Annotated in this window: 27 protein-coding genes; 12 read left to right on the top strand and 15 right to left on the bottom strand. The window is 65.7% G+C overall.

The window, feature by feature from the left end; all coding sequences use genetic code 11:
* The first annotated feature begins 10 nt into the window (after positions 1-10).
* From aceB to QF038_RS02575, 4 genes are all read left to right on the top strand, one after another.
* A complete protein-coding gene (gene aceB / locus QF038_RS02590; RefSeq protein ID WP_307608464.1) occupies positions 11-1,609 on the top strand; it encodes a malate synthase A in 1,599 nt (532 codons plus the stop codon).
* A 3-nt stretch (positions 1,610-1,612) separates the two neighbouring features.
* Positions 1,613-2,905 (top strand): aldolase, encoded by a 1,293-nt coding sequence (locus QF038_RS02585; RefSeq protein WP_307608462.1) that lies wholly within the window; start codon positions 1,613-1,615, stop codon positions 2,903-2,905.
* A gap of 14 nt (positions 2,906-2,919) precedes the next feature.
* Positions 2,920-3,732, top strand: coding sequence for a bifunctional allantoicase/(S)-ureidoglycine aminohydrolase (locus QF038_RS02580; RefSeq protein ID WP_142056584.1), 813 nt, complete (start codon positions 2,920-2,922; stop codon positions 3,730-3,732).
* Positions 3,733-3,816: 84 nt separating this feature from the next.
* Positions 3,817-4,974, top strand: coding sequence for a serine hydrolase (locus tag QF038_RS02575; RefSeq protein WP_307608458.1), 1,158 nt, complete (start codon positions 3,817-3,819; stop codon positions 4,972-4,974).
* Here QF038_RS02575 and QF038_RS02570 read toward each other — a convergent pair.
* Positions 4,971-6,146 carry a zinc-dependent alcohol dehydrogenase gene (locus QF038_RS02570; protein ID WP_307608457.1) on the bottom strand — a complete coding sequence of 392 codons (1,176 nt, stop codon included), beginning with the start codon at positions 6,144-6,146 and terminating at the stop codon, positions 4,971-4,973. The two genes, QF038_RS02575 and QF038_RS02570, sit on opposite strands and share 4 nt — an antisense overlap.
* A gap of 161 nt (positions 6,147-6,307) precedes the next feature.
* On the opposite strand from QF038_RS02570, the gene QF038_RS02565 reads away from it, so the two are divergent.
* Complete coding sequence (locus tag QF038_RS02565) at positions 6,308-6,559, top strand: hypothetical protein (RefSeq protein WP_307608456.1); 252 nt, start codon at positions 6,308-6,310, stop codon at positions 6,557-6,559.
* Positions 6,560-6,566: 7 nt separating this feature from the next.
* On the opposite strand, the gene QF038_RS02560 is transcribed toward QF038_RS02565, so the two are convergent.
* The 3 genes from QF038_RS02560 to QF038_RS02550 form a co-directional block, all read right to left on the bottom strand.
* Positions 6,567-7,271: an HAD family hydrolase gene (locus tag QF038_RS02560; protein ID WP_307608455.1), complete on the bottom strand. Its 705-nt coding sequence runs from the start codon at positions 7,269-7,271 to the stop codon at positions 6,567-6,569.
* Positions 7,271-7,561: a hypothetical protein gene (locus QF038_RS02555; protein ID WP_307613382.1), complete on the bottom strand. Its 291-nt coding sequence runs from the start codon at positions 7,559-7,561 to the stop codon at positions 7,271-7,273. Before QF038_RS02555 ends, QF038_RS02560 begins: the two co-directional genes overlap by 1 nt.
* Positions 7,562-7,678: 117 nt before the next feature.
* Positions 7,679-9,487 (bottom strand): glycoside hydrolase family 15 protein, encoded by a 1,809-nt coding sequence (locus QF038_RS02550; protein ID WP_373461500.1) that lies wholly within the window; start codon positions 9,485-9,487, stop codon positions 7,679-7,681.
* A gap of 87 nt (positions 9,488-9,574) precedes the next feature.
* Between QF038_RS02550 and QF038_RS02545 the strand changes: the two genes are divergently transcribed.
* The gene (locus QF038_RS02545; protein WP_307608453.1) at positions 9,575-10,306 is read left to right on the top strand and encodes a DUF72 domain-containing protein; all 732 of its coding nucleotides are present in this window, start codon (positions 9,575-9,577) and stop codon (positions 10,304-10,306) included.
* A 67-nt stretch (positions 10,307-10,373) separates the two neighbouring features.
* On the top strand, positions 10,374-11,465 hold the full coding sequence (locus QF038_RS02540; protein ID WP_307608452.1) for an App1 family protein: 1,092 nt from the start codon (positions 10,374-10,376) through the stop codon (positions 11,463-11,465).
* A gap of 56 nt (positions 11,466-11,521) precedes the next feature.
* Here the strand turns inward: QF038_RS02540 and QF038_RS02535 are convergent, their stop codons facing one another.
* Positions 11,522-13,084 (bottom strand): GH1 family beta-glucosidase, encoded by a 1,563-nt coding sequence (locus QF038_RS02535; RefSeq protein WP_307608450.1) that lies wholly within the window; start codon positions 13,082-13,084, stop codon positions 11,522-11,524.
* A 122-nt stretch (positions 13,085-13,206) separates the two neighbouring features.
* Here QF038_RS02535 and QF038_RS02530 point away from each other — a divergent pair, with 122 nt between their 5' ends.
* Positions 13,207-14,601 (top strand): ATP-binding protein, encoded by a 1,395-nt coding sequence (locus QF038_RS02530; RefSeq protein WP_307608448.1) that lies wholly within the window; start codon positions 13,207-13,209, stop codon positions 14,599-14,601.
* On the opposite strand, the gene QF038_RS02525 is transcribed toward QF038_RS02530, so the two are convergent.
* The 3 genes from QF038_RS02525 to QF038_RS02515 all read right to left on the bottom strand — a co-directional run bounded on the left by QF038_RS02525 (position 14,595) and on the right by QF038_RS02515 (position 15,962).
* The gene (locus tag QF038_RS02525) at positions 14,595-14,972 is read right to left on the bottom strand and encodes a hypothetical protein (RefSeq protein ID WP_091421395.1); all 378 of its coding nucleotides are present in this window, start codon (positions 14,970-14,972) and stop codon (positions 14,595-14,597) included. The two genes, QF038_RS02530 and QF038_RS02525, sit on opposite strands and share 7 nt — an antisense overlap.
* Before the next feature lie 82 nt (positions 14,973-15,054).
* The gene (locus tag QF038_RS02520; protein WP_307608446.1) at positions 15,055-15,453 is read right to left on the bottom strand and encodes a J domain-containing protein; all 399 of its coding nucleotides are present in this window, start codon (positions 15,451-15,453) and stop codon (positions 15,055-15,057) included.
* A gap of 83 nt (positions 15,454-15,536) precedes the next feature.
* A complete protein-coding gene (locus QF038_RS02515; protein WP_142056852.1) occupies positions 15,537-15,962 on the bottom strand; it encodes an Hsp20/alpha crystallin family protein in 426 nt (141 codons plus the stop codon).
* A gap of 139 nt (positions 15,963-16,101) precedes the next feature.
* Between QF038_RS02515 and QF038_RS02510 the strand changes: the two genes are divergently transcribed.
* The gene (locus QF038_RS02510) at positions 16,102-16,422 is read left to right on the top strand and encodes a MerR family transcriptional regulator (protein WP_307608444.1); all 321 of its coding nucleotides are present in this window, start codon (positions 16,102-16,104) and stop codon (positions 16,420-16,422) included.
* A 3-nt stretch (positions 16,423-16,425) separates the two neighbouring features.
* Here QF038_RS02510 and QF038_RS02505 read toward each other — a convergent pair whose 3' ends face one another.
* On the bottom strand, positions 16,426-17,226 hold the full coding sequence (locus tag QF038_RS02505; RefSeq protein WP_307608442.1) for a phosphatase PAP2 family protein: 801 nt from the start codon (positions 17,224-17,226) through the stop codon (positions 16,426-16,428).
* A 148-nt stretch (positions 17,227-17,374) separates the two neighbouring features.
* On the opposite strand from QF038_RS02505, the gene QF038_RS02500 reads away from it, so the two are divergent.
* A complete protein-coding gene (locus tag QF038_RS02500) occupies positions 17,375-18,520 on the top strand; it encodes a DNA alkylation repair protein (protein ID WP_307608440.1) in 1,146 nt (381 codons plus the stop codon).
* Between the two features lie 7 nt (positions 18,521-18,527).
* On the opposite strand, the gene QF038_RS02495 is transcribed toward QF038_RS02500, so the two are convergent.
* The 3 genes from QF038_RS02495 to QF038_RS02485 all read right to left on the bottom strand — a co-directional run bounded on the left by QF038_RS02495 (position 18,528) and on the right by QF038_RS02485 (position 22,003).
* Entirely contained in the window at positions 18,528-20,309 is a 1,782-nt protein-coding gene (locus QF038_RS02495; RefSeq protein ID WP_307608438.1) for a S8 family serine peptidase, read from the bottom strand.
* Between the two features lie 231 nt (positions 20,310-20,540).
* A complete protein-coding gene (locus QF038_RS02490; protein WP_307608436.1) occupies positions 20,541-21,413 on the bottom strand; it encodes an NAD(P)-dependent oxidoreductase in 873 nt (290 codons plus the stop codon).
* Positions 21,410-22,003: an adenylate kinase gene (locus tag QF038_RS02485; RefSeq protein WP_307608433.1), complete on the bottom strand. Its 594-nt coding sequence runs from the start codon at positions 22,001-22,003 to the stop codon at positions 21,410-21,412. Before QF038_RS02485 ends, QF038_RS02490 begins: the two co-directional genes overlap by 4 nt.
* A gap of 295 nt (positions 22,004-22,298) precedes the next feature.
* Between QF038_RS02485 and QF038_RS02480 the strand changes: the two genes are divergently transcribed.
* Positions 22,299-23,042 (top strand): GAF and ANTAR domain-containing protein, encoded by a 744-nt coding sequence (locus tag QF038_RS02480; RefSeq protein ID WP_307608430.1) that lies wholly within the window; start codon positions 22,299-22,301, stop codon positions 23,040-23,042.
* A gap of 101 nt (positions 23,043-23,143) precedes the next feature.
* Positions 23,144-23,566, top strand: coding sequence for a response regulator transcription factor (locus tag QF038_RS02475; RefSeq protein ID WP_307608427.1), 423 nt, complete (start codon positions 23,144-23,146; stop codon positions 23,564-23,566).
* A gap of 233 nt (positions 23,567-23,799) precedes the next feature.
* Here QF038_RS02475 and QF038_RS02470 read toward each other — a convergent pair whose 3' ends face one another.
* From QF038_RS02470 to QF038_RS02460, 3 genes are all read right to left on the bottom strand, one after another.
* Positions 23,800-24,636 (bottom strand): alpha/beta fold hydrolase, encoded by an 837-nt coding sequence (locus tag QF038_RS02470; protein ID WP_307608425.1) that lies wholly within the window; start codon positions 24,634-24,636, stop codon positions 23,800-23,802.
* Positions 24,637-24,786: 150 nt separating this feature from the next.
* On the bottom strand, positions 24,787-24,984 hold the full coding sequence (locus QF038_RS02465) for a hypothetical protein (RefSeq protein ID WP_307608423.1): 198 nt from the start codon (positions 24,982-24,984) through the stop codon (positions 24,787-24,789).
* A gap of 207 nt (positions 24,985-25,191) precedes the next feature.
* The gene (locus QF038_RS02460) at positions 25,192-26,376 is read right to left on the bottom strand and encodes an acyl-CoA desaturase (protein ID WP_307608421.1); all 1,185 of its coding nucleotides are present in this window, start codon (positions 26,374-26,376) and stop codon (positions 25,192-25,194) included.
* Positions 26,377-26,389 lie beyond the last annotated feature (13 nt).

Raw genomic sequence — 26,389 nt, 5'->3', positions numbered from 1 at the left:
AGGACCAGAAATGGCCATCACTGTCACAGACCCCCGGCCCATCGAGCGCGCGGAGGAAATCCTCACCCCCAAGGCCCTGGCCTTCATCGAGGAGCTCCACACCCGCTTCGCCGGCACCCGCAACGAACTCCTGGCAGCCCGCGCCGTCAAGCGGCAGCGCGTTGCCGAGACCGGCAAGCTGGACTTCCTGCCGGAGACGCAGGGCGTGCGCGACGGCGACTGGAAAGTTGCGCCGGCACCGGCGGCTTTGCAGGACCGCCGGGTGGAGATGACCGGACCCGCCTCACCGGCAAAGATGGCCATTAACGCACTGAACTCAGGCGCCAAGGTGTGGCTCGCGGACCTCGAGGATGCCAGCACCCCCACCTGGGGCAACGTCATCGACGCCATCCTGAACCTCCGCGACGCCGCCCAGGGCACCCTCAGCTACACCTCGGAGGAGGGCAAGGAGTACAGGCTCCGCACGGACGCGCCGCTCGCCGTGGTGGTGGCCCGTCCCCGCGGCTGGCACATGCAGGAAAAGCACCTGCTTCTTAACGGCGAGCCTGCCGTTGGTGCGCTGGTGGACTTCGGCCTGCACTTCTTCCACATCGCCAAGCAGTTGGTGCTCAACGGGCAGGGACCGTACTACTACCTGCCCAAGATGGAGAGCCACCTCGAGGCCCGGCTCTGGAACGACGTTTTTGTGTTCGCGCAGGACTCCCTGGGACTGGGCCAGGGCACCATCCGCGCCACCGTGCTGATCGAGACCATCCCGGCCGCGTTCGAAATGGACGAGATCCTGTACGAACTGCGGGACCACGCCTCCGGCCTGAACGCCGGCCGCTGGGACTACCTGTTCAGCATCATCAAGTACTTCCGTGACGCCGGCGAGGAGTTTGTCCTCCCGGACCGCGCCTCGGTTGCCATGACCGCGCCGTTCATGCGCGCCTACACGGAACTGCTGGTCAAGACCTGCCACAAGCGCGGCGCCTTCGCCATGGGCGGCATGGCTGCGGTCATCCCCAACCGCCGCCACCCGGAAGTTACCGAGGCGGCCTTCGCCAAGGTCCGGGCCGACAAGACCCGCGAGGCAAACGACGGCTTCGACGGCTCCTGGGTGGCACACCCGGACCTGGTGCCCACCTGCCGGGAGGTGTTTGATGCAGTGCTCGGCGACAAGCCCAACCAGCTGGACAAGCAGCGTCCGGAGGTCAACGTCACGGCAGAGCAGCTGCTGGACGTCACCTCCGCCGAAGGCCAGGTCACCGAAGCCGGACTGCGGCTGAACCTGTACGTAGCCATCGCGTACACGGCGGTGTGGCTGTCCGGGAATGGTGCCGTGGCCATCCACAACCTGATGGAGGACGCCGCCACCGCGGAGATCTCCCGCTCCCAGGTATGGCAGCAGATCCGCAACAAGTCGGTCCTCGCGGACACCGGCAACACCGTTACCCGCGAACTGGTGGAGCGGATCCTGGGCGAGGAAACCGAGCGGCTCCGCACCGAGTTCGGCGACGAAGCCTTCCGCCGCTACTACCAGCCGGCCAGCGAACTGATCGCAGACATCTGCCTGTCCGAGGACTACACCGACTTCCTCACCACCCCGGCCTACGAACTGGTGGGCTGACGCATGGCAGCAGCACCCCAACCGTCACTGTCCGCGGGGGACCTGGCGGCCATCGACGGGCAACTGGCCGCCACGGACCGCCTGCTGGAGCAGAACTACCCGGGCGACGACGGCTCACGCCAGCCTGTCCACACGGTGTACGTGCCGGCGGACCGGTTTACGCCGTCGTTCGCTGCCGACTGGGGCGCCGAGGCACTGGCCGCGGCCAACGCCCACGGCGGGCTGGAGAAGCTCGGTGCCCTGCTGGGCCAGGACGCCGCGCTGGCGGAGGCCGTTGCCCAGCGCGTGGAAGCCAAGCTGGCCAGCGAACCGATCGAGGACCTGCGGCTCGATTTTGAGGACGGCTTCGGGGACAGGGGCGACGACGCCGAGGACGCCGCCGCCGTTGCCGCGGCGTCCGCTGTGGCCGCCGCAGCCGCGGCCGGGTCCGCTCCCCCGTTCATTGGGATCCGCTTCAAGTGCTTCGAGGCGGCCACGCGGTCCCGCGGGCTGCGGACGCTGGACCTGTTCGTTTCGGGCCTGGCCGCGGCGGGCGAGCTGCCGGAGGGCCTGGTCCTGACGCTACCCAAGGTGACCACGGTGGCCCAGGTCAAGGCCATGGACTATGCCGTCTCCCGGCTTGAGGAAGTTCATTCACTGCTGGCCGGGCGCCTCCGCTTCGAGGTGCAGGTGGAAACCCCGCAGCTGATCCTGGGGCCGGAAGGAACGTCCCCGGTGGCGCAGCTGCCGCACGCCGTCCCGGGCCGGATCAGCGGCCTGCACTACGGCACCTACGACTACTCGGCGTCGCTGCAGATCTCGGCCGAATACCAGTCCATGGAGCACCCGGTGGCGGACTTCGCCAAGGAAGTCATGCAGCTGGCCGTGGCCAGTACGGGCATCCGGCTCTCCGACGGATCCACCAACATCATCCCCCTGGGCGACAACGTGGAGAACGCCTGGCAGCTGCACGGCCGGCTGGTCCGGCGGTCGCTGGAACGCGGCTACTACCAGGGCTGGGACCTGCACCCGGCGCAGCTGCCCAGCCGCTTCGCCGCCACCTACGCCTTCTACCGGCAGGGCCTGCCCGCCGCCGCGGCCCGTCTGCGGACCTACGTGGAACGGGACAACGCAGAGCAGACCGAAGGCGGCGTCATGGACGAGCCCGCCACGGCCCGCGCCCTGGCCGCGTTCGTCCTGCGCGGCGTCCAGTGCGGCGCAGTGGGTGCCGAGGAAGTCCAGGCGCTTGCCGGCATCGGGATTCCGCAACTGACCGGACTGGCCCACCCGCGGCTCGCCACCACTTCCAACTCATAAGTAAGGAACCAGTTATGGGCAAGTACTACTCCCCCACCGGCGGGCTGCCGCCGCAGACCCACCTGACCACCGAGCGGGCCATCGTTACCGAGGCGTACACGGTGATCCCGAAGGGCGTGATGACGGACATTGTCACGTCCAACCTGCCGGGCTTTTCGAACACCCGCTCCTGGATCATCGCCCGCCCCATCTCGGGCTTCGCCACCACCTTTTCGCAGCTGATCGTGGAGATCGGCCCGGGCGGCGGCGCTCCCAAGGCTGAGTTCGAGGCCGGGGTGGAAGGCGTCATCTTCGTGACCCGCGGCAAGGTCAACCTCACCCTCGACGGCGAACTGCACCAGCTGGAGGAAGGCGGCTACGCCTACTTGGCCGCCGGTTCGGAGTGGGGCCTGGAAAACGTTTCGGACGACGTTGTGTCCTTCCACTGGATCCGCAAGGCTTACGAACGCCTCGAAGGCTTCGAAGCCAAGTCCTTCGTCACCAACGAAAAAGACGTGGAACCAACGGCAATGCCGGATACCGACGGCGCGTGGAAAACCACCCGCTTCACGGACTCCAGCGACCTGGCCCACGACATGCAGGTGAACATCGTGACGTTCCAGCCCGGCGGCGTCATCCCGTTCCCGGAAACCCACGTGATGGAGCACGGCCTGTACGTCTTGGAGGGCAAGGCCATGTACCTGCTGAACAACGACTGGGTGGAGGTGGAGGCCGGCGACTTTATGTGGCTGCGCGCCTTCTGCCCGCAGGCGTGCTACGCCGGCGGGCCGGGTGAGTTCCGCTACCTGCTCTACAAGGACATGAACCGCCAGGTGCGTCTCACCTGAACCCCTCCCAACTAACTCGCAGTTAACGTCCCCAAAACCCGGTCACGACGTTAACTGCGAGCCAGTTGGGGGAAAATTGGCCACATGGGCACAACCCCGGGCCGCGCGTGGAAGCGGGTTGCCGCTGTCCTGTGCACGGTCCTGCTGGCGGCACCGTCAGCCGCCTGCACCGGGGAACCTCCGCCTCCGCCAAAACCGGACAAGCCAGCGGCCTTCGCCTTGTTGGAATCCTTCAGCGCCCGAATGCTGGAGGAAGGCGCGCCCGCGGTATTGATCGCCGTACGGGACGGGGGCACCACCTGGACGCACGCTGCCGGCGTGCGGAACCTCGAATCCGGTGAGCCTGCAACGGTCTCAGATTCAGTCCGCATCGGCGGCATCACTGAATCCATGGTTGCTGTCTCAGTCCTCAAGCTGGCTGAGGAGGGCAAGCTCAACGTCGACTACCAGGTGAGCGATTACCTCCCGGAATTCGGCAGCGTCCTCCATCCACCCGGCCCGGTTACCGTCCGCCAGCTCCTGACCCACGAATCCGGACTCCCCGACTTCTCCGTCCCTCTCCTGTCATCCGGAAGATGGGAGGAGACGATGAACCGGCCGCTCAGCCTTGAGCAGCAGTTGTCCCTGGCCGCCACCGTTCGCTGGGAACGGCGGCTGGCGCAAATCTTCAACTACTCACGGTCTGACTACGCAGCCTTGGGGCTGATACTCGAACGGATTCGCGGCCACAGCATCGGCCAAGTCCTGGCGGCAGATATCGCCCAGCCGCTGGGGCTGACGGCGACCAGCCTGGGCCAAGCGGCTTCGGCCAGTGTGGTCCGCGGCTACATCACCGTCGAGGGCAAGCGGCTGGACGTGGCGGATCCCGCCTGGCAGGCCGCCCTGCCCTCCGGCGGAGCCGTCTCAACCGTGGAGGAAGTGAACAGGTTCTACGCCGCACTCCTGACCGGCAGCCTGGTCAAACCGGACAGCGTGACGGCCATGAAGGGCGGCTACTCGCAGTATTACGGCTTTGCCCTGCGGCGGTGGAACAACACCTGCAACAACCGTTTCTACTACGGCTTGCCCGGGGACGCCGACGGCTACGGCATGATCGCCATGACCAGCGAGGACGGCAGCAGGCAGCTGACAATGTCCGTTGCCTACCCGCCCGCCCCGCCAACCCTCCAGCTGAATCCACTGATCTACGAGATGCAGGACGTGGCGCAGGAAGCCCTCAACAGCCTGTGTGGCGAAAACTAGGGGTTCAGGACCACCTTGATGCAGCCGTCCTGCTTTTTCTGGAACTTCTCGTACAGCGCCGGCGCCCCCTCCAAACCGGAGCGGTGGGTGACCAGGTCCATCACACCCAGCGGATCGGCGTCGTCCTCCACCAAGGGAAGGATGTCATCGGTCCAGCGGCGCACGTTGCACTGCCCCATCCGGAGCTGGATCTGCTTGTCGAACATGGTGAGCATCGGCATCGGGCTGGCCTGCCCGCCGTAGACCCCGCTCAGCGACACTGTTCCGCCCCTGCGCACAGCCTGGATGGACGTGTGCAGCGCGGCGAGCCTGTCCACCCCGGCGGTCTCCATCGCCTTTTGCGCCAGTTTGTCCGGCAGCAGGCCCAGCGCCTGGTGGGCGAACCCTGCCACGGGGGAACCATGTGCTTCCATGCCGACGGCGTCAACCACCGCGTCCGGGCCCCTCCCCGCAGTCATCTCCCGCAGCTGGTCCGCCACATCCTTGGTGTAATCGAGCGTCTCTACGCCGTGCCGCGCCGCCATCTCCCGCCGCTCAGGGACGGGGTCGATGCCGATTACCCGCAGTCCGCGCTGGACCCCGATGCGTCCGGAGAACTGGCCGACCGGCCCCAGGCCGAACACGGCCAGGGTGCCGCCGGCAGGAGTGTCCGCATACTCCACGGCCTGCCAGGCGGTGGGAAGGATATCCGAGAGGAACAGGTACCGTTCGTCGGGCAATTCCGTGCCCACCTTGATGGGGCCGTAGTCCGCGTGCGGGACGCGCAGGTATTCGGCCTGTCCGCCGGGGACGGAACCATACAGCTCCGAATAGCCAAAAAGGGCCGCCCCTGAGCCCTTGTCCTTGACCTGGGTGGTCTCGCACTGCGACTGCAGGCCCTGGGCACACATGTAGCAGCGTCCGCAGGAAATGTTGAAGGGGACCACCACCCGGTCGCCTTTGCGAAGGTTGGTGACGGCGCTGCCCACCTCCTCCACGATGCCCATCGGTTCGTGGCCGATCACATCACCCTTGTGCATGTACGGGCCGAGGACCTCGTACAGGTGGAGGTCGGAGCCGCAGATCGCCGTCGAGGTGATCCGGATGATTGCGTCGGTAGGGTCCTGGATGACTGGATCAGGCACTTCTTCCACACTTACCGAACGTTTTCCTTGCCACGTCAGTGCTTTCACAGTCTCCCTTTCTCTCGGATCCGGGCGGGGCCGCCCTTTCCTCGACGCTAGCGGCTCACGGGCAAAAAAGTAAGCAGGCTGATGAAAGTCTTGTCGTCCCGGCCTGCGGCTCCTAGCGTAGGAAGGACCAGCCCACGCGAGATGCCCAGTGAAAGAGGAACATGATGTCGCTCTACCAGCCGGAACCGGTCGAAATTTCCACGCGCATGCGCCCCGGCGAATGGACGGAGGAAAGCCTGGAGGCACTGGTGGCCAGCTACCAGCAGCGGATCGTGGAGATGGGCGCCAGCATCACCGACGTGGTCACCGACGTTGACCGGAGCGACGACGGCTCCGTGCGGGTGGCGGTTTCCTGGGCCAAGCCGGCCAATGCGGGTGACGAGGACTCGGTCGCCGGCGGGCAGACGCTCTAGCGCCGTATCAGGACAACAGGCGGCCTGCAGCGCTTGTTTTCAGGTTCTCCAGCAAATCGCGCGGCCCTTCATAGACTTCCACCGCGCCCGCCTCCCGGAGCTCAGCCGCACTGACCCCGCCGCAGGTGACTCCAATGGCGGGAATCCCCAGCGCGCCGGCTGCCACCATGTCCCAGACCGCATCCCCGACAAACACGGCGTCGGCCGCATCCACGCCGATTGCTTCCAGCGCGGCGACGAGGATGTCCGGGGCAGGCTTGCTTTCCGCGGCGTCGTTGGCGCTGGTGGCACCATCGATGTAAGCGTCGGCGTCCAGGATTGACTTCATGACCTGGAGGTCCTGGTTCCGCGCAGAGGATGCGAGCGCGACGGCGAGTCCGGCCGCATGGCATTGAGCCAGCAGTTCCCTGGCGCCGTCAAACCTGCGCAATGCCGGCCAGTGGGAGGCATAGAGCGCGGCATGGCTGGCCATGACCTCAGAATCAAGGGACTTGTCCCGGTCATCCGGCAGGAGGCTGTCCACCAACCGGTCACCGCCCATGCCCACAAAATGGTGGATCGACGCCATCGGGATGTCATACCCCTGCTGGCGAAAGGCACCCCACCAGGAAATCGTGTGGATGTAGGAGGAATCGATCAGCGTGCCGTCAACGTCAAAGAGAATCCCCCGGCGGCGTCCGCCGTCAGGGGATTCCGGTTCCAGCGGCACCATCAGCTGACCGCAGCCCGTTTGGCTTCCGCAGTTTTCCTGGCCCGGGAAGCCTCCTCCTTGGGGCTGCTCACAGGGCGCACGCGTTCCCTGATGACCGTGCCGGCGCCGTCGTGGCTCTTATCCCTGATCAGTCCTGTGCCGGCGATTTCACGCGCCATCGCCACGCCGGCAACGGCTGCCCGCTTGGTGGGAAAGGTGACCGAGATGGCCATCAGATTCCCCGTGCCATCCATCATCCGGACCCTATAGCCGCCGTCGGGCGCGTCCACGAGCTCAAAATACCCGGCCATTGCAATCACTCCTCCATCAGTCATGGCGCTGTGCTCTTTGGGAGCACTCCATGAAGTGTTAGTAAGTATACTTATCTATTTCGCGAAGGAGAAGCCGGACATCCCGAACGCGCCGCCTCAGCGCGTTTCCGCCGTTTCCGGCGGAATGGGGGTGTCACTTCGCCGAACGGTATCCTGATGCAGCTCCAAAGCGCTAGTCACAAGCGCGAAGTGGCTGAAGGCCTGTGGCGTATTCCCGAGCTGCCGGCCGAGCCTGACCCCCCATTCCTCGCTCAGGAGCCCAACATCGTTACGCAATTCCAGGAGCCGTTCGAACAATTCCCGGGATTCCTCGTGGCGGCCCGCGCCCAACAGCGCTTCCACCAGCCAGAACGAACATGCCAGGAAGACGCCCTCATCGCCCGGCAGGCCGTCATCGCTCTCGGCGGGCCGGTAACGGAGCACAAACCCGTCCTCGGTCAGTTCCCGCTGGATGGCCTCGATGGTCCCGAGTACCCGCGGATCATCGGGCGGCAGGAAACCCACGCGGGGAATCAGGAGCAGGCTGGCGTCCAGTTCCGGCCGCCCGTAGGACTGCACAAACGTGTTGCGTTTGGCGTCGAAGCCGTTGGCCATAATGTCCCGGCGGATGGTGTCGCGCAGCTTTTCCCAGCGTTCCACCGGCCCGGGAAGCCCTGAGACGCGGACGCCCTTGACCATGCGGTCCGCCGCCACCCAGGCCATCACTTTGGAGTGCGTGAAGTGCCGGCGGGGGCCGCGCATTTCCCAGAGCCCGTTATCCGGCTGGTCCCAGATGGTCTCCAGGTGCTCCATCAGCGCTACCTGCACATCCCAGGCCTCATCGGTATGGGTCAACAGCGAGTTGCGGGTGAGCGCCAGGCAGTCCAGCACTTCGCCCCACACGTCCAGCTGCAGCTGCTCGGCAGCGCCGTTGCCGATCCGGACCGGGGAGGAGTTTTCGTAACCCTTCAGCCAGGGCAGCTCCATTTCCGGCAGGCGGCGTTCACCGTGGATTCCGTACATGATCTGGAGATCTGACGGGTCGCCGGCGACGGCCCGGAGCAGCCAGTCCCGCCAGGCGGCCGCCTCGGCGGTATAGCCGGCGGCCAGCAGCGCCTGGAGCGTCATTGTGGCGTCGCGGAGCCAGCAGTAGCGGTAGTCCCAGTTGCGGGGGCCGCCGGGTTGTTCGGGCAGCGAGGTGGTCACCGCAGCCACGATCCCGCCGGTGGGAGCATAGGTCAGGGCTTTCAGCGTCACCAGCGAGCGCGTCACGGCTTCTTTGTACTTGCCCTCCACGGTGCATTGAGACGCCCAGCCCCGCCAGAAGGCGTAGGTGGTGCCCAGTACTTCCTCGGCGTCCACAGTGTGCGGCCGCCCCACGTGGCTCGGGGCCCAGGTGAGGACAAACGGAACCCGTTCGCCGGCATTGACCGTGAAGTCGCTGACGCTGTGCATGTTCTCGCCGTGCAGTGGGGCAGGAGTCACAAAATACACGGCGTCCGGCCCGGCGATGGCGTGCAGGCCATAGTCGTCCTTGCGCACCCAGGGGATGATGTGGCCGTAATCGAAGCGGAGGGTCAACTCGCCGTGCATCTTCACTCTTCCCGTGACGCCTTCGACGATCCGGACGATGTCGGCCACCGAGTCACGCGGCGGCATAAAGTCGATGACCCGCACCGTCCCGTCATCGGTGTCCCACTCCGTCTCCAGGATCAGGCTGCCGTCCCGGTAGCCGCGGCGTGTGCAGGGCCCGCCGCTTGCCGGCGCCAAAAGCCACCGCCCCGCTTCGGGTGTGTCCAGCAGTGCGTTGAAGCAGGCCGGGGAATCGAACCTGGGAAGGCAGAGCCAGTCGATGGAGCCTTCCTTGTTCACCAGCGCCCCGGTATGGAGGTCACCGACAACGGCATAATCTTCAATTCGCGCCATGACCATACCCTGCCACAGCCAGTGCCGGAGTGGACCAGCCGGAGGGATGCTAGCCTCGAAGAACGGCAGCGGTGACCGGAGGCAGGCATGGCAATCCACATCGGTACCTCCGGATGGAGCTACGACCACTGGGAAAACGTCCTCTATCCGCCCAGGCTGCCCGCGAAGGACAGGCTGCAGCATTACGTGGCCCGGTTCCATACCGTTGAGCTCAACGCCAGCTTCTACCGCTGGCCCCGCGACACCACCTTTGCCGGCTGGAACCAGCGGCTGCCCGCCGGGTTCAGCATGTCAGTCAAGGCTCCCCGTGGCCTGACCCACGCCAGGAAGCTGTACGAACCGGAGGTGTGGCTGGAGCGCATCAGCCGGTGCTGGCACGAGTTGGGGGATAAGCGCGCAGTCCTTTTGGTCCAGCTGCCGCCCGGCATGGAACGTGACGATGCCCGGCTGGACTACTTCCTCGCCGCGGTGCCGGACTGGATCCGCGTCACGGTGGAGTTCCGGCACCCGAGCTGGGAATGCCCGGAGGTGTTCGCCCTCCTGGAGCGCCATCAGGCCGCCTACTGCATCATGAGCGGCGCCAACCTCCCCTGCATTCTTCAAATTACTGCACCCTTCGCCTACGTGCGGCTGCACGGTCCGGACCATCAGCATCTCTACGCCGGCTCCTATTCGGATGCGGACCTTCACTGGTGGGCGGACCGCATCCGCGAGTGGGCGGGCAACGGCCAGGATGTCTACGCCTATTTCAATAACGACGGCGGCGGGAACGCCGTGCGGAACGCCGAGACCCTGCGCGGAATCCTGGGCGAAGGGTAACGTCACGAAGCCTCAGCAGACGCCTGGCTTCTCCTCGGGCCGCCCCGCCCTGTGGCAGAGTGGAGGCATGGACTCGGCTCCGAAGAATTCCGCACACAACACAATGCCTGCCGCGGCTCTGGACGCGCTCTCCGGGAACCAGGTGTTCCGGCTGGCGCACCGGCTCTCCGACGCCGTTAACACGGTCCGGATCCGGCTGGCCAGGCGCTGGAACTTTGTTCCCCAGACTGTGGCCTACCAGGGTTACGGCTCCACCAGCCTGGTGCGGGTGCTGGGCCGGGTGCTGCTGACGCAGAAGCCGCTGCCGGGGAGCAAAGCTGACCATGCGGCGCGCAACGGAAACCAAAACATCCGGGGCTGGCGTGCTTTTACGAGTGTTCCGCTGCAGTTTACCGACGTCGAAATCACCATCGGCGATGTTGTCACCCATGTCCGGGCTGACCGCGGCGGGCTGATTGACACCGAGGTGGAAGTCCAGCTCACGCCTGGCTGGCACACAGCCGTCCTGCGGGCGGAAGGCACAGAGCCCGTAGAGGCGCAGATCCGCGTTATTGCGCCGGATGTGAAGTTCGGCATCGTCTCCGACATTGATGACACCGTGATGGTGACGGCGCTGCCCAGGCCTTTCCTGGCCCTCTGGAACACTTTTGTGCTCAGCGAACGGGCCCGCATGGCCACGCCCGGGATGGCGGTGCTGCTGGACCGGCTCACAGTGGAGCATCCGGACGCACCGGTGATCTACCTGTCCACCGGGCCGTGGAATGCCGCGCCCACCCTGGCCCGTTTCCTGAGCCGCAACATGTATCCCACAGGAGCCCTGCTGCTGACGGACTGGGGCCTGACGCAGGACCGCTGGTTCCGCAGCGGCCAGGACCACAAGAGGCGCAACCTCGAGCGGCTCGCCAAGGAATTCCCGGACATGCGCTGGCTCCTGATCGGCGACAACGGCCAGCACGATGAGGCCATCTACTCCAGCTTCGCCCAGGACAAGCCGGACAAGGTTGCCGCCATCGCCATCCGCCAGCTGTCCATCAGCGAATCCGTCTTTGCAGGCGGCCATTCGGAAGACGGCGACCACACCACGTCCAAGGTGCCGTGGATTTACTCCCCCGATGGCGCGGGCATCGCCAAACAGCTGGGCATGCTGGGCGTCCTCTAGGCCGGTGCCTAAGCCGCAGCCTGAATCCGGCAGCGGCTGCCCTAAGCCGAAGCGGCCTAAGCGCTGGCACCCAACGGGGTCACGCCGTCGTCGGGCGATTCTGCATCCAGGACCTCCGGCTCCAGCCCTTCGGGCGCCGCGGCCGCCGCGATGGCCATGTCTGCAGCAGCAGCCACATCCCGCTCCTCAATGAGCTCCTGGTACCAGAAGTAGGAGGCCTTGGGGGTCCGCTCCAGGGTCTCGTAGTCCACATGGAGCAGCCCGAACGGCTGGTTGTAGCCGGCGGACCACTCGAAGTTGTCCAGCAGGGACCAGACGTAGTAGCCGCGCAGGTCGATGGACTCAGCCTCACCACCGGGAGCCGTGGCCCGCAGCGCAGCCTCCAGGTGATCGGACAGGTACTTCAGGCGGCGCTCGTCGGGGATGAACCGGGTGTTGGTGGACTTGTCCCGGACGATGATGTCCTCGAAGCTGGCCCCGCCCTCGGTAAGGATGACGGGCGGCAGGTTGGGGTACCGTTCGGCCATCTCCTTCAGGGCGACGCGCATGTATTCCGGTTTCACCGGCCAGCCGTAGGACGTGATGTCCGCTTCCGGCCAGGTTTCCACGTGGAAGGGGGTGCCGCCGCTGCCCGCTGCGCTGAGGTCGCTGCCCATGGCCTCCGCCATGCTCGCCGGCACCGCCCCGCCGCCGGGCCCAACAGCAACCTTGGTGGGCATGTAGTAGTTGAGCCCGTAGAAATCCAGCGGCTGCGAGATGAGGTCCATGTCCTCCTCCGGATGCTCGAACGAGCTGAAGAACTTGGCGGCCCGGATCAGGTCCGGATATTTTCCGGTCAGTACGGGATCGGCGTAGAGCCGGTTCTGCGCCAGGTCCATCAGCCCCGCGCTGACGTAGTCCAGCGGGTTGATTGAATTCGGGACCATGGGCGAGTAGACGTTGGTCATGCCGATTTCGCCCGGCACCTTGGCGGCGCGCAGCGCCTGCACGGCCAGGCCGTGCCCCAGCAGCTGGTGGTGGACGGTGGGGAAGGCGCCCAGGAGGAGCTCCTTGCCTGGCGAATGCAGGCCAAGGGTGTAGCCGTTGGTGCTCACGGTGGCGGGTTCGTTGATGGTGACCCAGCGGGCCACCCGGTCGCCGAAAGCCTCAGCCAGGATGCCGGCGTACTCCCCCAGCCGGTAGGCGGTGTCCCGGTTCATCCATCCACCGTCCTCGTCCAGCGCCAGCGGCGTGTCCCAGTGGTAGATGGTGGCCATAGGCGAGATTCCGTTGGCCAGGAGTTCGTCCAGGAGCCGGTCGTAAAAGGCCAGGCCCGCCCGGTTGGCCGGCCCCCTGCCCGTGGGCTGGATGCGCGGCCAGGCGAACGAGAACCGGTACGAGTCCACGCCCAGCTGCTTCATGAGTGCCACGTCCTGCGGCATCCGGTGGTAGTGGTCGCAGGCGACCTTCGGGCTGTGGTCCTCCACGATCGCGCCTGGCTTTCCGGCAAATACATCCCAGCCGGCGGGTCCGCGGCCGTCCTCGTCCAGCGCACCTTCGATCTGGAAGGCTGCGGTGGCCACTCCAAGCGTGAACCCCGCTGGGATGAGTGCGGCGAGGTCCTTGGCGGATATGTGCATCGAATCAACCCTTTACTACGGACAGGACGGTACCCGCGCCAGTCGTTGGACCCGCGCGAGGTCAGGACCATATCCTCGCACGATTCCGGGGCTCCTGGTGGGCGCCCTGCTAGGGTCTGGGAATGGATGAAAAACTGGGGAAGTTCATCGACGATTTTGCGCATCTGGTGCAGTTGGCCCAGGCGGGCAGCCACCGCCGCCAAACCGGAACCCAGCTGCTGGAAGCTTTGACCGGGCACCTGGGCGTGGCGGCCGAAAACCTTGCGGTGGTGGAGGAAGAAATTCCGCCTCATAGGTTCGTTGATGCGGACATTGTCATGGCGGACCTCGCTGCCCTCGACCCGGAAAGCCGGCTGGTGGGGATCGGCGGGGGCGGGCAGCGGCACCACCAGTCGCTCAGCGACATGGTCCAGCAGTCGCAGGTGTTCCCGCAGTTTCCCCTGGCCCAGCCGGACTACGTGAACCTCCCGGTGGGACCGGAGGCGCAGCGCCAGGCGGTGGGGTTCGGGCTAAGGCTGTTGACCTACGACGGCGGCCGGCTGGGTGTGCTGCAGCGTGCGGCGGATCCGCGCTCCGGACGGCAGTCGGCTTCGCTTGAGGTGGTGGCCGAAAACATTGGCACCGGGACGGCGTTCCTGGCCGAGTACCGGCGGCGGATGGACAGCCAGAGCGTGTTGAAGGGCCAGGTGGTTTCCCTGACCATGGGTGAGTTCGGACCGAGCAGCGGCGGGGTGACCTTCCATTCCCGGCCACGGCTAGAGGGGCAGGAGGTGATCCTCCCGCCGGGGTTGCTGCAGAAGGTGGCGGACCACGCCGTGGGCATTGCCGCACACCGCGAGTCCCTGAAGCGCCATGGCCAGCATCTCAAGCGGGGTGTGCTGCTGTACGGGCCGCCGGGAACCGGCAAAACACACACCGTCCGCTACCTGCTGGGGCAGAGCGGGGGTGCCACCGCCATTCTCCTCAGCGGTGGTTCGCTGGCCCGGATTTCGGAAGCGGCCCGGATGGCCAGGGCTTTGCAGCCCTCGATCGTGGTGTTGGAGGATTGCGATCTCATCGCTGAGGACCGGAGTTTCGGCCACGGGCCGCAGCCGCTGCTCTTTGAGGTCCTTGATGCCATGGACGGCCTGGACAACGACGCCGACGTCGCGTTTGTGCTCACCACCAACCGGCCGGACATGCTCGAGCGTGCGCTGGCACAGCGCCCGGGCCGGGTGGACCTGGCCGTGGAGATCCCGCTGCCCGCGCTGAGTGAGCGGACTGCGCTTCTTCGGCTCTACGGCCGGCAGGCCAACTTCAGTGACGAGGCTGTGGCCGCCGCCGCCGCGCGTACTGCCGGCACCACGGCGTCCTTCGCCCGCGAACTGGTGCGCCGTGCAGTGGTGGCTGCAGCCCTCGAAGATGCACCGGTGTCGGATGCGCACCTGGCAGCGGCCGCGGAGGAGCTCATGGATGACGCCGAGACCCTCACCCGGAGCCTGCTGGGCAGTGGTACGCCGGCAGCGCCTGACTACTGATCGCCGAACAGGAAATCCTTCGCATGCGCCACGGCCTTGCGGAAGGCATCGTTGCGGAGCGTCACGAGGTGCTCTGTTTCGCCGTCGGCCGGTTCAAGGTACCCCGTGTAGCCCGGGCGCAGGACCCAGATATCCCCGGCCGGCGGAAGATAAAAGACGCCGAAAGAGCGTTGCTGCTTTTCATCGTTCGTCCAGACCGGCACTACGGCCAGGGCAGCGCCCGTTGCCGGGTTGATCCACTGTGCACGGGGTAAGGGCTCCTCATGCGCCTCGGGGTCCAGGAAAGGGGCGGTGCCTTTGCCCCAGCGCTGTTCGAAACGCTCATGGAACGCCGGCATAAGGTGTGAGTCGTAACGGCGCCAATCGCTCATACAGTTTGCCTCCTTAGGGTAGAGCCGCCCCGGTGGGTCCCCGGCGGCTGAAGGTAGCCGATGCGCCGCATGGTTTTGGCAGCTAGGCCCAGGGGCCGCTCTCCCAGTGCACCGGGCTGATCCTGATGGTGTTCCCCGAAGGACGGCTCCGGGGCTGGACTTTGCGGACCGGAATGTCCCGCGCGGTTCCCGACGCCGGTGTTGCCCGGGCTGCAGGTACCGCCTTCACCTCGCGGTCATAGTCCGCCCGCCGCGAAGGATCACGCAGGACAGCGAAGGCCTGCATGATCCGCAGCAGTTCCCCCTCCGGCTGTTGCGGAATCTTCACCGGGCTGCCCTGTTGGCTGCCCGGGTTGGCCCTGCCCGCATCGAGGTCCGGGTGGTGGCTGCGCATGAGGGCCCGGTAGGCGCGCGAAATCTGCTGCTGGGTGGCGTCACGCGGGACGCGCAGCGTTGCGTAGTAGTCCGGGATGTTACTCATGTGGGCCTTCCGGTTCCAGATGCGTCCGGATACGGGTGCGGCGCAGGGCAACCGCCATGGCTGCCCTGCACCGTGGGGCCGTCCTAGCTTCTGATTTGGTGCATCTCGCCCTGCTGGGTCTGGATTTCGATCTTGCGGGGCTTGGCCTGTTCCGCCACGGGGATCCGCAGCGTCAGGACGCCCTGGTCGTAGCTGGCCTTGATGTTGTCCGTGTTCAGGGTGTCGCCCAGGATCAGCTGGCGGCTGAAAACGCCGCGGGGACGCTCGGAGGCCACCAACTCGACATTGGGCTGGGTGGGATCCTTGCGTTCGGCGCGCACCGTGAGGACGTTGCGCTCAACGTTCAGGTCCAGCGAATCGAGCTTGACGCCCGGAAGATCAAAGGCCACAACAAACTCGCCATCCTCCTGCCAGGCATCCATGGGCATGGCAGCCGGGCGGGCGGCAGTTCCAAAGACCTGCTGCGTGAGCCGGTCCAGCTCACGGAACGGGTCCGTGCGCATCAACATCATTTCCCACTCCTTCAGCTCGTTAGATGTTGGTTCTATGCCATATCCACCGCTCATGATCTATGGTGGTGGATATAGATTTTTTATAGCACCCGTGGGAAACTGAAGCAAGATCACCGCCAAAAATTCTGGAGAGCCGATGGCAGAGCAGGAATCAGGCCGGGCGGCCGCGCCCGCGAAGGGGCGCGCACTCTATGCCATTTCGGTGGCGGCGAAACTGGCGGGCACCGGCCAGCAGAACATCCGCCTTTACGAAACCCGAGGCCTGCTGACGCCGTCCCGCACCTCGGGCGGCACGCGGCAGTACAGCGATGCGGACATTGCCGTGCTGCTCAGGATCGGCGAACTCCTTGACCAGGGCCTGAACCTCGCCGGAGTCGCCAAGGTGCTTGAACTGGAGGAAGCCAACCTCAAACTCCACCGCGCCCTGAAGCGGGCCCGGGCGCGGCCGCCTGGGTGACGTTTAGTCCCGCTGGGTTTCCGCCTTGGACAGTTCGCCCGTGATCCGCTCGCCTGGAATCCTTGCCGTCCGCCATGTATCCAGGGCGATGACACCCCCGAGGATCAGCAGTGACAGCGAGACCGATGCCAGGGCGTCGCTGAGCCAGTGGTATCCCAGGTACAGCCGGCTGACCGAGGCCAGAACAATCCCGACTCCCGCTCCGATGAACCCAAACACCGCGGCCTTCCTGTTCTTTCGCCGGGAATAGATCAAGAACGTGCCCACCAGCAGGAAGTCGCACGCCCCCAGGACGTGTCCGGAGGGAAACGAGAAGGTGTGGTCTATCCCGAAGAGCATCTGTTCCACCGGCGGACGCGACCGGCGCACTATCTGGAGGATGATCTGCGAAATGATGACCCCGCTGAGCATCGCGGACGCCAGTACCACGGGGCGCCAGGCGTGTTTCGCGGCGAAGCCCCACACGACCACCACCACCAGCACGATGATGGGGAGGGCAATGGGACCGAAGAGCACGGCGAGGAAGATCATCACCACCGTCAGGGTCTGGGACCTCAGCCCCAGCAGCCAGTCCCGGACGGGCACGTCGGCCGCGGACAGTCCATCTGCCTGGACCACGCTGACCAGGGTCGCCAGGAAGAGTGCCAGCCCCACCGCCGCCAGGATGACGGCGGCCCGGTACAGGCTGCGCCTGTCCGCCGGGTCAACATAGCGCTCCTCCACCACGAACTTGTCGTGAAAGGCCCGCCACTTGCCGGTACTCTTCCGGCTGGTTCCGGAGCCTGCTGATCCCTGCTGTCCCACCGGCACATCCGTCCCTCGGTAGTGAAGTTTGCCTAGGGTGAAGATTATCCCTGTTGCGCGGCCTTGGCGCGGCGGGAATGAGCAGCGCGGTATCCCGCTGACGTTCGGAGGGGCCGTCATTGTCGCATCCCGGCGGTAGCCTGACTGCATGGGCGTGATGAACGAACTGATTGACCCGCCGGCCATAGCCACCCTCGTCGGCGTCCTCAAAGAGAGCGCGCCGGGAGTCCCATGGGAGCGGACCGCAGCCACCGGCGCGGAGCTGGGGGAGCTCAATTTGCGTGCCCGCACCGATCTGGTGGCCCGGGCACTGGTGGCTGACATCAGTGATGCCACCCGCGGCGCGGGGTATACGACGGCGGCCCGCAGCTTCCGCGCGGCGCTTCAGTTTCCCGAATTTACCGGCTGGGTCCTGTGGCCGGTGTCCGAAGCGGCCGTCAGCCTCGCCCTGGATTCGGGTGCCTTGGAGGACTTTGACGACTGCCTGGGGCTGCTGGCCGAACTCACGCCGCGGCTCACCGGTGAATTCGCGATCCGGCGACTCCTTGCGCGTGACCCGGACCGCGCCCTGGCAGCAATCCAGGAGTGGATAGCCAGCCCGGACGAGCATGTGCGCCGGCTGGCAAGCGAGGGCACCCGGCCCTACCTGCCCTGGGCGGTGCGCGTACCCGCCCTCGTCCAGCGCCCGGAAGCCACGCTCCCCATCCTGGATGCCCTGTACCGTGACTCCTCTGAGTATGTGCAGCGCTCGGTGGCAAACCATCTCAACGACCTTGCCCGGCACGCCCCGGGCGCCGTGGTTGCCACCGCCGGGCGCTGGCTCGCCGCGGCGGACAGCAACACGGCGGACAGCAACACGGTGGACAAAAACACGGCGTGGGTGGTCCGCCATGGGCTCCGCACGCTGATCAAAAAAGGGCATCCCGGGGCGCTGGCACTGCTCGGCTTCACCCCTGCGTCCGTGATGGTGAACGGCCCGCGCCTGGATCGGGAAACCCTTACCGTACCGGGTGAGCTGACGTTCGCTTTTGAGATTTCAAATTCCGGCGCCGAAGAGGTGAAGCTCGCTGTGGACTACAAGGTGCACTACCAAAAGGCCAATGGCCGCCAGTCTGCCAAGGTTTTCAAGATCTCAACCCTGACCCTCGCACCGGGCGAGCGCCGGAGCCTGTCGAAGCGCCACGCGTTCCGGCAGATGACAACCAGGGTGCACCATCCGGGATTGCATGCGCTGGAGCTGCAGATTAACGGGGCCGCGCACGGGCGCGCCGAGTTCCTGCTGGAGACGGTCTAAGCAATACCTAGAAGGAACCGGTGGTGAACTGCCAGGTCCGGCCACCGAAGGCGTTTCCCGCCAGGTCCCTTACCGCAGCACTTCCGCCGGTCACCGTCACGGTGTATTTGGTCTTGGCGGCCAGCGGCTGCTGGGGGTCCAGGATCCACTGGTTGGTGGTCCCGTTCCGGTACACGGAGGCCGGCACCACAGCTCCGGTGGCGGCGTTCTTCACCGTGAAGGTGGTTCCGTTGACCGCCTGGACAGCCTCGTTGAAGGTGACGCTGATGCTGTTGGCCCGGCGCACCAACAGCGCGTTGCTGGCGGGCGTGGTGCTGGTGACGACGGGCGCGGGTCCGGTCAGGAAGCTCCAGCTGGCGGAGGCCAGCGGCGTGCCTGTGGTACCGCGGATGGCCGAGGTTCCGCCCACCAGTGTTGCCGTGTAGCGTGTGTCGGCGGCCAGGCCGGCGGCCGGATCAAGGGTGGCCGTGCGGGTGGTGGCGTTATAGGTCACGGTGGCGGGAACGGTGCCGCCTGTCGAGTTCTTGAGCACAAACGTCCCGCTGGTGACGCCCTGGATCGCCGCGCTGAAGGTGGCTGTGACGTTGGATCCGGCCGCTACTGCCGTGGCATCGGCTCCCGGCGTCATCGCCGTGACGGTCGGCGCCGGAGCAGGAGCAGGAGCAGGAGCAGGGGCCGGAGCAGGCGCGGGTGCCGGTGCCGGGGCAGCAGCAACGGCGTCGGCGAACAGCAGGCGGTTGGGCGTGCCGCTGGTGGTGCCGGTGACCACCCCGGCGGTGGCGTTGGATGTGAGTGCAGCAGCCACCTGCGCCGGTGTGAGGGCCGGGTTCTGGGACAACAGCAGTGCCGCCGCCCCAGCCACGTGTGGCGAGGCCATTGAGGTCCCGGACATGGAAGCTGTGGCAGTGGCCGACGTGTAGTAGGTGGAGGTGATGCCAACGCCGGGCGCGTAGAGGTCCACGCACGGGCCGACGTTGGAGAAGGACGCCTGCCGGTCTGCAGAGTCACTGGCTGCTACTGTGACGGCGGCCGGTACGCGGGCGGGAGAACTGTTGCAGGCGTCCACGGCAGAGTTGCCGGCGGCAACCACCGCGGTGACGCCGTCGTTGATCACTGCCTGGATGGCCGCGTCCACGGTGGTGCTCACGCCTCCGCCCAGACTTAGGTTGACCACCGCTGGCGTCCCGGCGGCGTGGTTCGCGGCTACCCAGTCGAGCCCGGCCACCACGTCGGAGTTGTAGCCGGATCCGTTGCAGTCGAGCACGCGGACGGGCACCACCGTGGCGCTCTTTGCCACGCCATAGGTGGAACCCGCTACCGAGCCGGCCACATGCGTGCCGTGTCCGTTGCAGTCACCCGAGCCCAGGCCGTCGGCAACAGCCGACCAGCCTGCGGCCACGCGGCCGGTGAAATCGGTGTGTGAGGCCAGGACGCCGGTGTCCACGACGTACGCAGTCACGCCGGCGCCGGAGGAGGTCCAGGAGTAGGACCCGGACAAAGGCAAGGTCTTCTGGTCGATGCGGTCCAGGCCCCATGGTGCCGGCTGCTCTGTTGCGGAAACACTGACGGGAGCGTCCGGCTCCACCGAAACCACGCGGCCGGAACGTGCCAGTGCGGCCGCCTGGGCGGGATTGGCGGTCACTACTGCGGCGCGGACGGCGTGCGAAAACGTACGGCCGACGGCGAGGCCCTGGGCGCGCAGTCCGGCGGCCTCAGTTGCCACGTCCGCAGTGGCCGCGTACTGGACGATGTAGCGGCCGGCACCGGTATCGGCAGGTGGAGCTGCCACGGCAGGCACGGCAGTGGCGGAAAGTGCGGCGGCGGAAACCAGCACTGCTGCGGCGGGCAGAACAAAGGCGGGAGTACGAATTTTGGGGTCCTTGTTTTGGCGTTGCGGGCTGCGCGGGCAGACCAACCATCCGCCCTTACCAAAAGATTAGGACCCCGAAGCGGCGGGATTCCGGGTCCTCGCAGGATCCTGTGGCAACCCTTGGCGATTCCTGCGCCGGACCGGAATTCCTTAGTTTTCCGTGCCTCCAAGGGTACCCGGCACGTGGTTCCGCCAGGAGTATTCGGGCTCGAAGCCGAGCATCCGCCGGGCCTTGTCGATGGACAGCATGGTCTCGTGCTCACCCAACTCCTTGGCGACCTTGACGGCAGGGAATACTTCCGCAGCGAGGCTGGCACTTGACCGGCTCATTACAGTATCCGAATTGGCGATGATGTATGCCTCGAAGCCGGGCCGGCCGTTCTCCAGGGCGCGGACCACGGCCTGGGCGCCATCGCGGCCGTCGATGTAGCCCCAGAGGTTCCACTTCCGCAGGGTTGCGTCGGCTTCGAAGCTCGGAAACTTCGCATAGTCCCCGGGGTCCATGACGTTGGAGAAACGGAGGCCGGAGATGCTCAGCTCCGGGTCCCAGCGCGTCAGCTCCACTGCCATCTGCTCCTCGAGGTGCTTCACCAGGGAGTAGGTGCTCTCCGGCCGCGCCGGGTACTCCTCGTCCACCGGGATGTAGGGCGGGTCGACGTCGAACGGCAGTCCCAGCACCGTCTCGCTGGAGGCGTACACCACCTTCTTGATCCCGGCCCGGCGTGCCGCCTGGAACACGTTATAGGTGGAGAGCATGTTGTTTTCGAAGGTGGCCGCGTCCGGGATGATGCCCGGCGCTGGTATGGCACCGAGGTGGACTACGGCGTCGAATCCGTTATGCCGGTCATCCACGCCCAGCAGGACATCCAGGACCTGGCCGTAGTTGCGCAGGTCCACCACTACCAGCCCGGGATTCCGCTCCCCTGCCCGGTCCAGGTTCAGCACCTGGTGTCCGTCATCCACCAGCCGCCGGACCACGTGCCGCCCCAGCTTTCCGCTTCCCCCGGTCACTGCCACCCTCATGCGCGTTCTTCCTTTCCGTTAATGAAGCGTTCGACGGCGGCAATCGCCAGTGTGGTGATCTCGCCCGGGTCGCCGCTGCCGTTGACTGATACCAGGAGTCCCCGGCCCGCATAGACGGACACCACTTCGTGGGTCTCCCGGTGATAGAGGTCAAGCCTGCGCCGGAACACATCCACGGTATCGTCCCGGCGGCCTTCCTTCCGGGCGCGCTGCAGCATCCGCTGTTCCAGTTCCGAGTCCGGGGCGCGCAGTTCGATGACGGCGTCGAGGGAGCCGCCCTGGGAGGCCAGGAAGTTGTCCAGTTCCACAACTTGAGGCGCGGTGCGCGGGTACCCGTCCAACAGGAAGCCCGCCCGGACGTCGTCGTCCCGGAGACGGTCCTTGACCAGGGCGTTGGTGAGGTGGTCCGGGACAAAATCCCCGCCGTCGAGATACTTGGCAGCTTCGTTGCCCAGTTCGGTTTGCTTGCTGACATTGCTGCGGAAGATTTCACCCGTGGACACGGCAGGGATCCCGAAGTGGCGGGCCAGGTGTTCAGCCTGGGTTCCCTTGCCGGAACCTGGCGGGCCGATAATGAGCAATCTGGTCATGTTCCACGTCCCTCCGCGGCGCAGCAACCGCTGGTTTCCGGGTCGGCCGCCGGCAGCGCCGGCGCTGCCCTATTCTGCGCACAATACATGCTCATGCGCCAGCACACGCGGGTTCGCAGCGAAGCCAAATGACGTTTGCTCCGTGCAGGGGATGTATATACTTCTGCATATCGGTTTAGCAGCAGGCCGTTGGAAAGTTCGTCGAATCCAGCGACTTCAGCCGCCGGCCGCCCCTTCGGGTGGATGGTGCGTGTCGCCGGCTCGTTTAGACCTGAGCGAATGGCACCAAGAAACCGTGGCCAGCGAGTCAACAGCAAAAACCGATAACTCCATAACCGAGCACCTGCATGAACTCGTCCTCAACAGCTCTGACGTTGAGGACTTCCTTAACGAACTGGCGCAGGTGTCCGCCCGTAAGCTCTCCGAGCCCGGCGACGAGATGCTGTGCGCCATCACCCTGCTGCGCGAACGGAAAGCTGCCACAGTAGCCAGCAGCAGTCCGGCCGCCGAGGCCGTGGCCAGGCTCGAGTACGAGTTCAACCAGACGCCCAGCATGGAAGCGTCCACCACCCAGGCAACCGTCCCGGTGCCGGACGTCCGGGAGGACGGCCGCTGGCCCGAGTACTCGGCCTCCCTGCTGGATCAGGGCGTTCGCTCCGTCCTTGCCGTGCCGTTCCAACTGGAGGGCGGGACGAAAGCGGCGCTGCTGCTGTATTCGAGCCGCCCAAACCGCTTCGAGGCCCAGGTTCTTGAGTTTGCAGAGGACTTCGTCAGCCAGACGTCCCTCGCGCTGCGGCTTGCCGTGCGCTTTGCGCACTACAGCGAGACCGCCGCCAACCTGCGGGCCACGCTGGAATCCCGGACCGTCATCGACATGGCGGTGGGCATCATCATGGCCCAGAACAGGTGCAGCCAGCACGACGCCTTCGAGATCCTGAAGACAGCCTCCAGCACGCGCAATTCCAAGCTGCATGATGTGGCAGCCTCAGTGGTCAACTCCCTTGGCCAGGGCCCCGCCCGCACTCACTACGACGGATAGCAGCTGCCTTCCCGCATTTGTTACCTGCCACCCACCTGCGCTTACAGCAGGACGCCGGCCCGCGGCGGTAGACTGAAGCCAACGTTTGCCGGGGGGCTCCAATGGAAAATAAACGCGTCTGCCTGGTCGTTGAAGATAACGATGATATCCGCGGACTGATTACTGTCGTCCTGAGGCGCGCCGGATTCGAGGTCAGGGCTGTGGCCACCGGCGCCGAGGGCATTGCCGCTGCTGCTGATCCCGCCGTCTCGCTGGTCACCCTGGACCTGGGCCTGCCGGACACGGACGGGCACGTTGTGGCCCGTGCCGTCCGCGCCCTGAGCAAGGCTCCCCTGCTGTTCCTTACGGCCCGGTCTGAGAACGACGACATTCTGGCAGGCATGGCTTCAGGCGCTGCCGCGTACCTCACCAAGCCCTTTCACCCGAAAGAACTGAAGGACCTGGCCGAACAGCTTTGCCCTGCCCCTGTCATAGCCACTCCCCTTTCACAGGTTCCGCACATACCCGGCAAATCCCTCTGCTAGTTTGCCTGCCTGGAAATGATGCGCTTCCGGCGGGCCGTCGTTGCAGGGGCTGCCCCTTGCCTCGCTATCTCCGCCTGTGGCTGCGGTCTGCGCTGGTAACCACCAACGCGCCATCACTTAACGCCACGTTTGACCTAAGGCGCCATCACTTTCCGCAACGATCTGCCCAACGCCAGCTCACTTCCGGCGACGGCGGCTCCTGCCGTCGCCGGAAGTTCCGGCGTTCAGCGGTGCTACTTGGCGAGGAAACCCAGCAGCGCTTCATTGACCTCCGCAGCGTGGGTCAGGAGCAGTCCGTGCGGAGCGCCCTCGATCTCCACGTACTCGGCGCTGGGCAGGGCCTTGGCGAACAGCCGTCCGGTGGAATCGATGGGGAGGATGTTGTCCGCAGTGCCGTGGAGGATCAGTGCCGGAACGTCGATTTTCGGGATGTCCCCGCGGAAATCCGTGATCCACGTCGCCTGTGCCGCAACGGAGGCCGTGGCACCGGCGTTCGAAGCGGTGTTCCAGCTGGCGTTGACAGCTTCCTGGCTGAGGCGGGGCGTGCCGAGGAACGTGTCGCTGTTGTAGAAGTTCTTGAAGAACTCGGTGAAAAAGGCGTAGCGGTCTGCCGTCACGGCCTCTTTCAACCCGTCGAAGACGTCCTGCGGGACGCCATCCGGGTTGTCATCGGTCTTGAGCAGAAACGGTTCCAGGGAACCGAGGAATGCAGCCTTTGCAATCCGGGCGGATCCGTAATTGCCCAGGTACCGGGCCACTTCACCGGTGCCCATGGAGAAGCCAACCAGCACGGCGTCGTTCAGGTCCAGAGAAGTCAGGAGGGTGTTGAGGTCCGCAGCGAAGGTCTCGTAGTCGTATCCCTCGGTGGTCTTGCTTGACTTGCCGAAGCCCCGGCGGTCATAGGTGATCACGCGGTAGCCGGCATCCAGCAGGGCCGTGGCCTGCTTCTCCCAGGAGGCGCCGTCCAGGGGGTAACCGTGGATCAGCACAACGGGCTGGCCCGAGCCGTGGTCCTCGTAGTAAAGCTCGATGTCAGTGCTGTTTTCGGTTCCAACGGTGATGAAAGCCATCGCGGCGGTCCTTTCGAGACTGTGGGATCGGAGCGGGCGGCAAAGCTCGCTTGCCCCCGCAGTTCCCACTCTAGGGGCAGCCCCCCGGTGAGACGCGCAGCTCCCACTTCCGACGTCGGGCTCCTACCGAGTGCTCCGCCGCGCCGGGCGCTACTGGGAGGGCTGGGGCAGCTCGCAGGAAATCTGGGGGTTGGCACCCATGTAGTTCAGCGGGCCCGCCACAATGGTGATGGCAATGGTGCCGGCCTGGGCGCAGTTCCCCGGTGCTGCCCCGAAGTAGCCTCTCTGCCAGGCAGCAACGCCGCCGATGATCAGCCAGATGACGATGAGTGCTCCGAGAATCCGCATGATTCCTCCAAAGGCCGCGGCGGCTGTGGGATCAATTATGCGCGGTGAACTGCGGAAAGTGAGAGAGCGTTCGTGGAAAACGTGCCGTAAGTGATAGGGCGTCTGATCCGGGACAGAAAAGACTGCACCTCCGGCCCCGGGTGGTTCCCGGGACCGGAGGTGCAGTCAGTACTTTTACGTAGGGGCTGAGCCCGGGTGGATGAGTGCCTAAGCCCGCGCAGCTTTGCCCGGGAGGGCCAGCTTGAAGATTTTGCCCCACGTGGACCCGACCTGCTTCAGCAGCGGCCCGGTGGTGTACTTCAAGCCGTAGCGCTGGCAGATTTCCCGGACCTTGGGCGCCACCTCTGCGTACCGGTTGGAGGGCAGGTCCGGGAACAGGTGGTGTTCAATCTGGTGGGACAGGTTGCCCGTCATGATGTGCATGAACTTTGACCCGGAGATGTTGGCTGAGCCGATCATCTGGCGGATGTACCAGTCGCCCCGGGTTTCGCCTTCCGCCATTTCCTCGGTGAAGGTGTCGGTGCCTTCAGGGAAGTGGCCGCAGAAGATGACTGCGTGGGCCCAGACGTTGCGTACTGCGTTGGCGGTCAAGGTTCCGTAGAGCGCCTGCTTGCCGGAGCCGGTCAGCATGGCCACTGCCGGGGTTGCGGCGTAGTCCTTGGTGAACTGGGTGACAACTTTCTTGCCGAGGGCCTTGAGGTCCTTCAGCAGCGCTTCCTTGGACTTTGTGCCTTCCTTGAACTCGGTGAGCTCGAGGTCATAGATGGCGATTCCCCACTCGAAGAGGGGAGCGAGAATGGCGTTGTACACCGGGTTGCCGAGGTTCATTGGCTTCCACGGCTGGTTCTCGTCCATACGCAGGAGGTTGTATCCGACGTCGTTGTCCTTGCCCACCACATTGGTCCAGCGGTGGTGGAGGTCGTTGTGGGTGTGCTGCCAGGACCGCGACGGCGTGACGAAGTCCCACTCCCAGGTGGTGGAGTGGATGTCCGGGTCCCGCATCCAGTCCCACTGGCCGTGAAGGACGTTGTGCCCGATCTCCATGTTTTCGAGGATCTTGGCCAGGCTCAGCAAGGTGGTACCGGTGACCCACGCAGCCTTGTTCTTGCTGACCAGCAGGGCGGCCCGGCCGGAGATTTCCAGGCCGCGCTGGATCTTGATCACGCGGCGGATGTAGGCGGCGTCTTCCGCGCCGCGCTTGGCGAGGATTTCGTCACGGATCGCATCCAGTTCGCGCCCGAGTTCGGCCACCTGCTCGTCACTGAGATGGGCGGCGGCAGGCGGGCGCACCGTGGGGCTGCCGGATTCGGCAAGCTTCCCCGGGCGCGTCCGTGGACTCCCGGCGGAGCTGCCGCCGGTGGGTGTGGCCTTGCTGGGTGAAATTACAGACATACCGTTATGCTCC

Origin of the sequence: Pseudarthrobacter sp. W1I19 (assembly GCF_030817835.1) — a bacterium.
In the GTDB taxonomy this organism is placed as follows: domain Bacteria; phylum Actinomycetota; class Actinomycetes; order Actinomycetales; family Micrococcaceae; genus Arthrobacter.
This window is presented reverse-complemented; position numbering and strand designations above follow the sequence as displayed.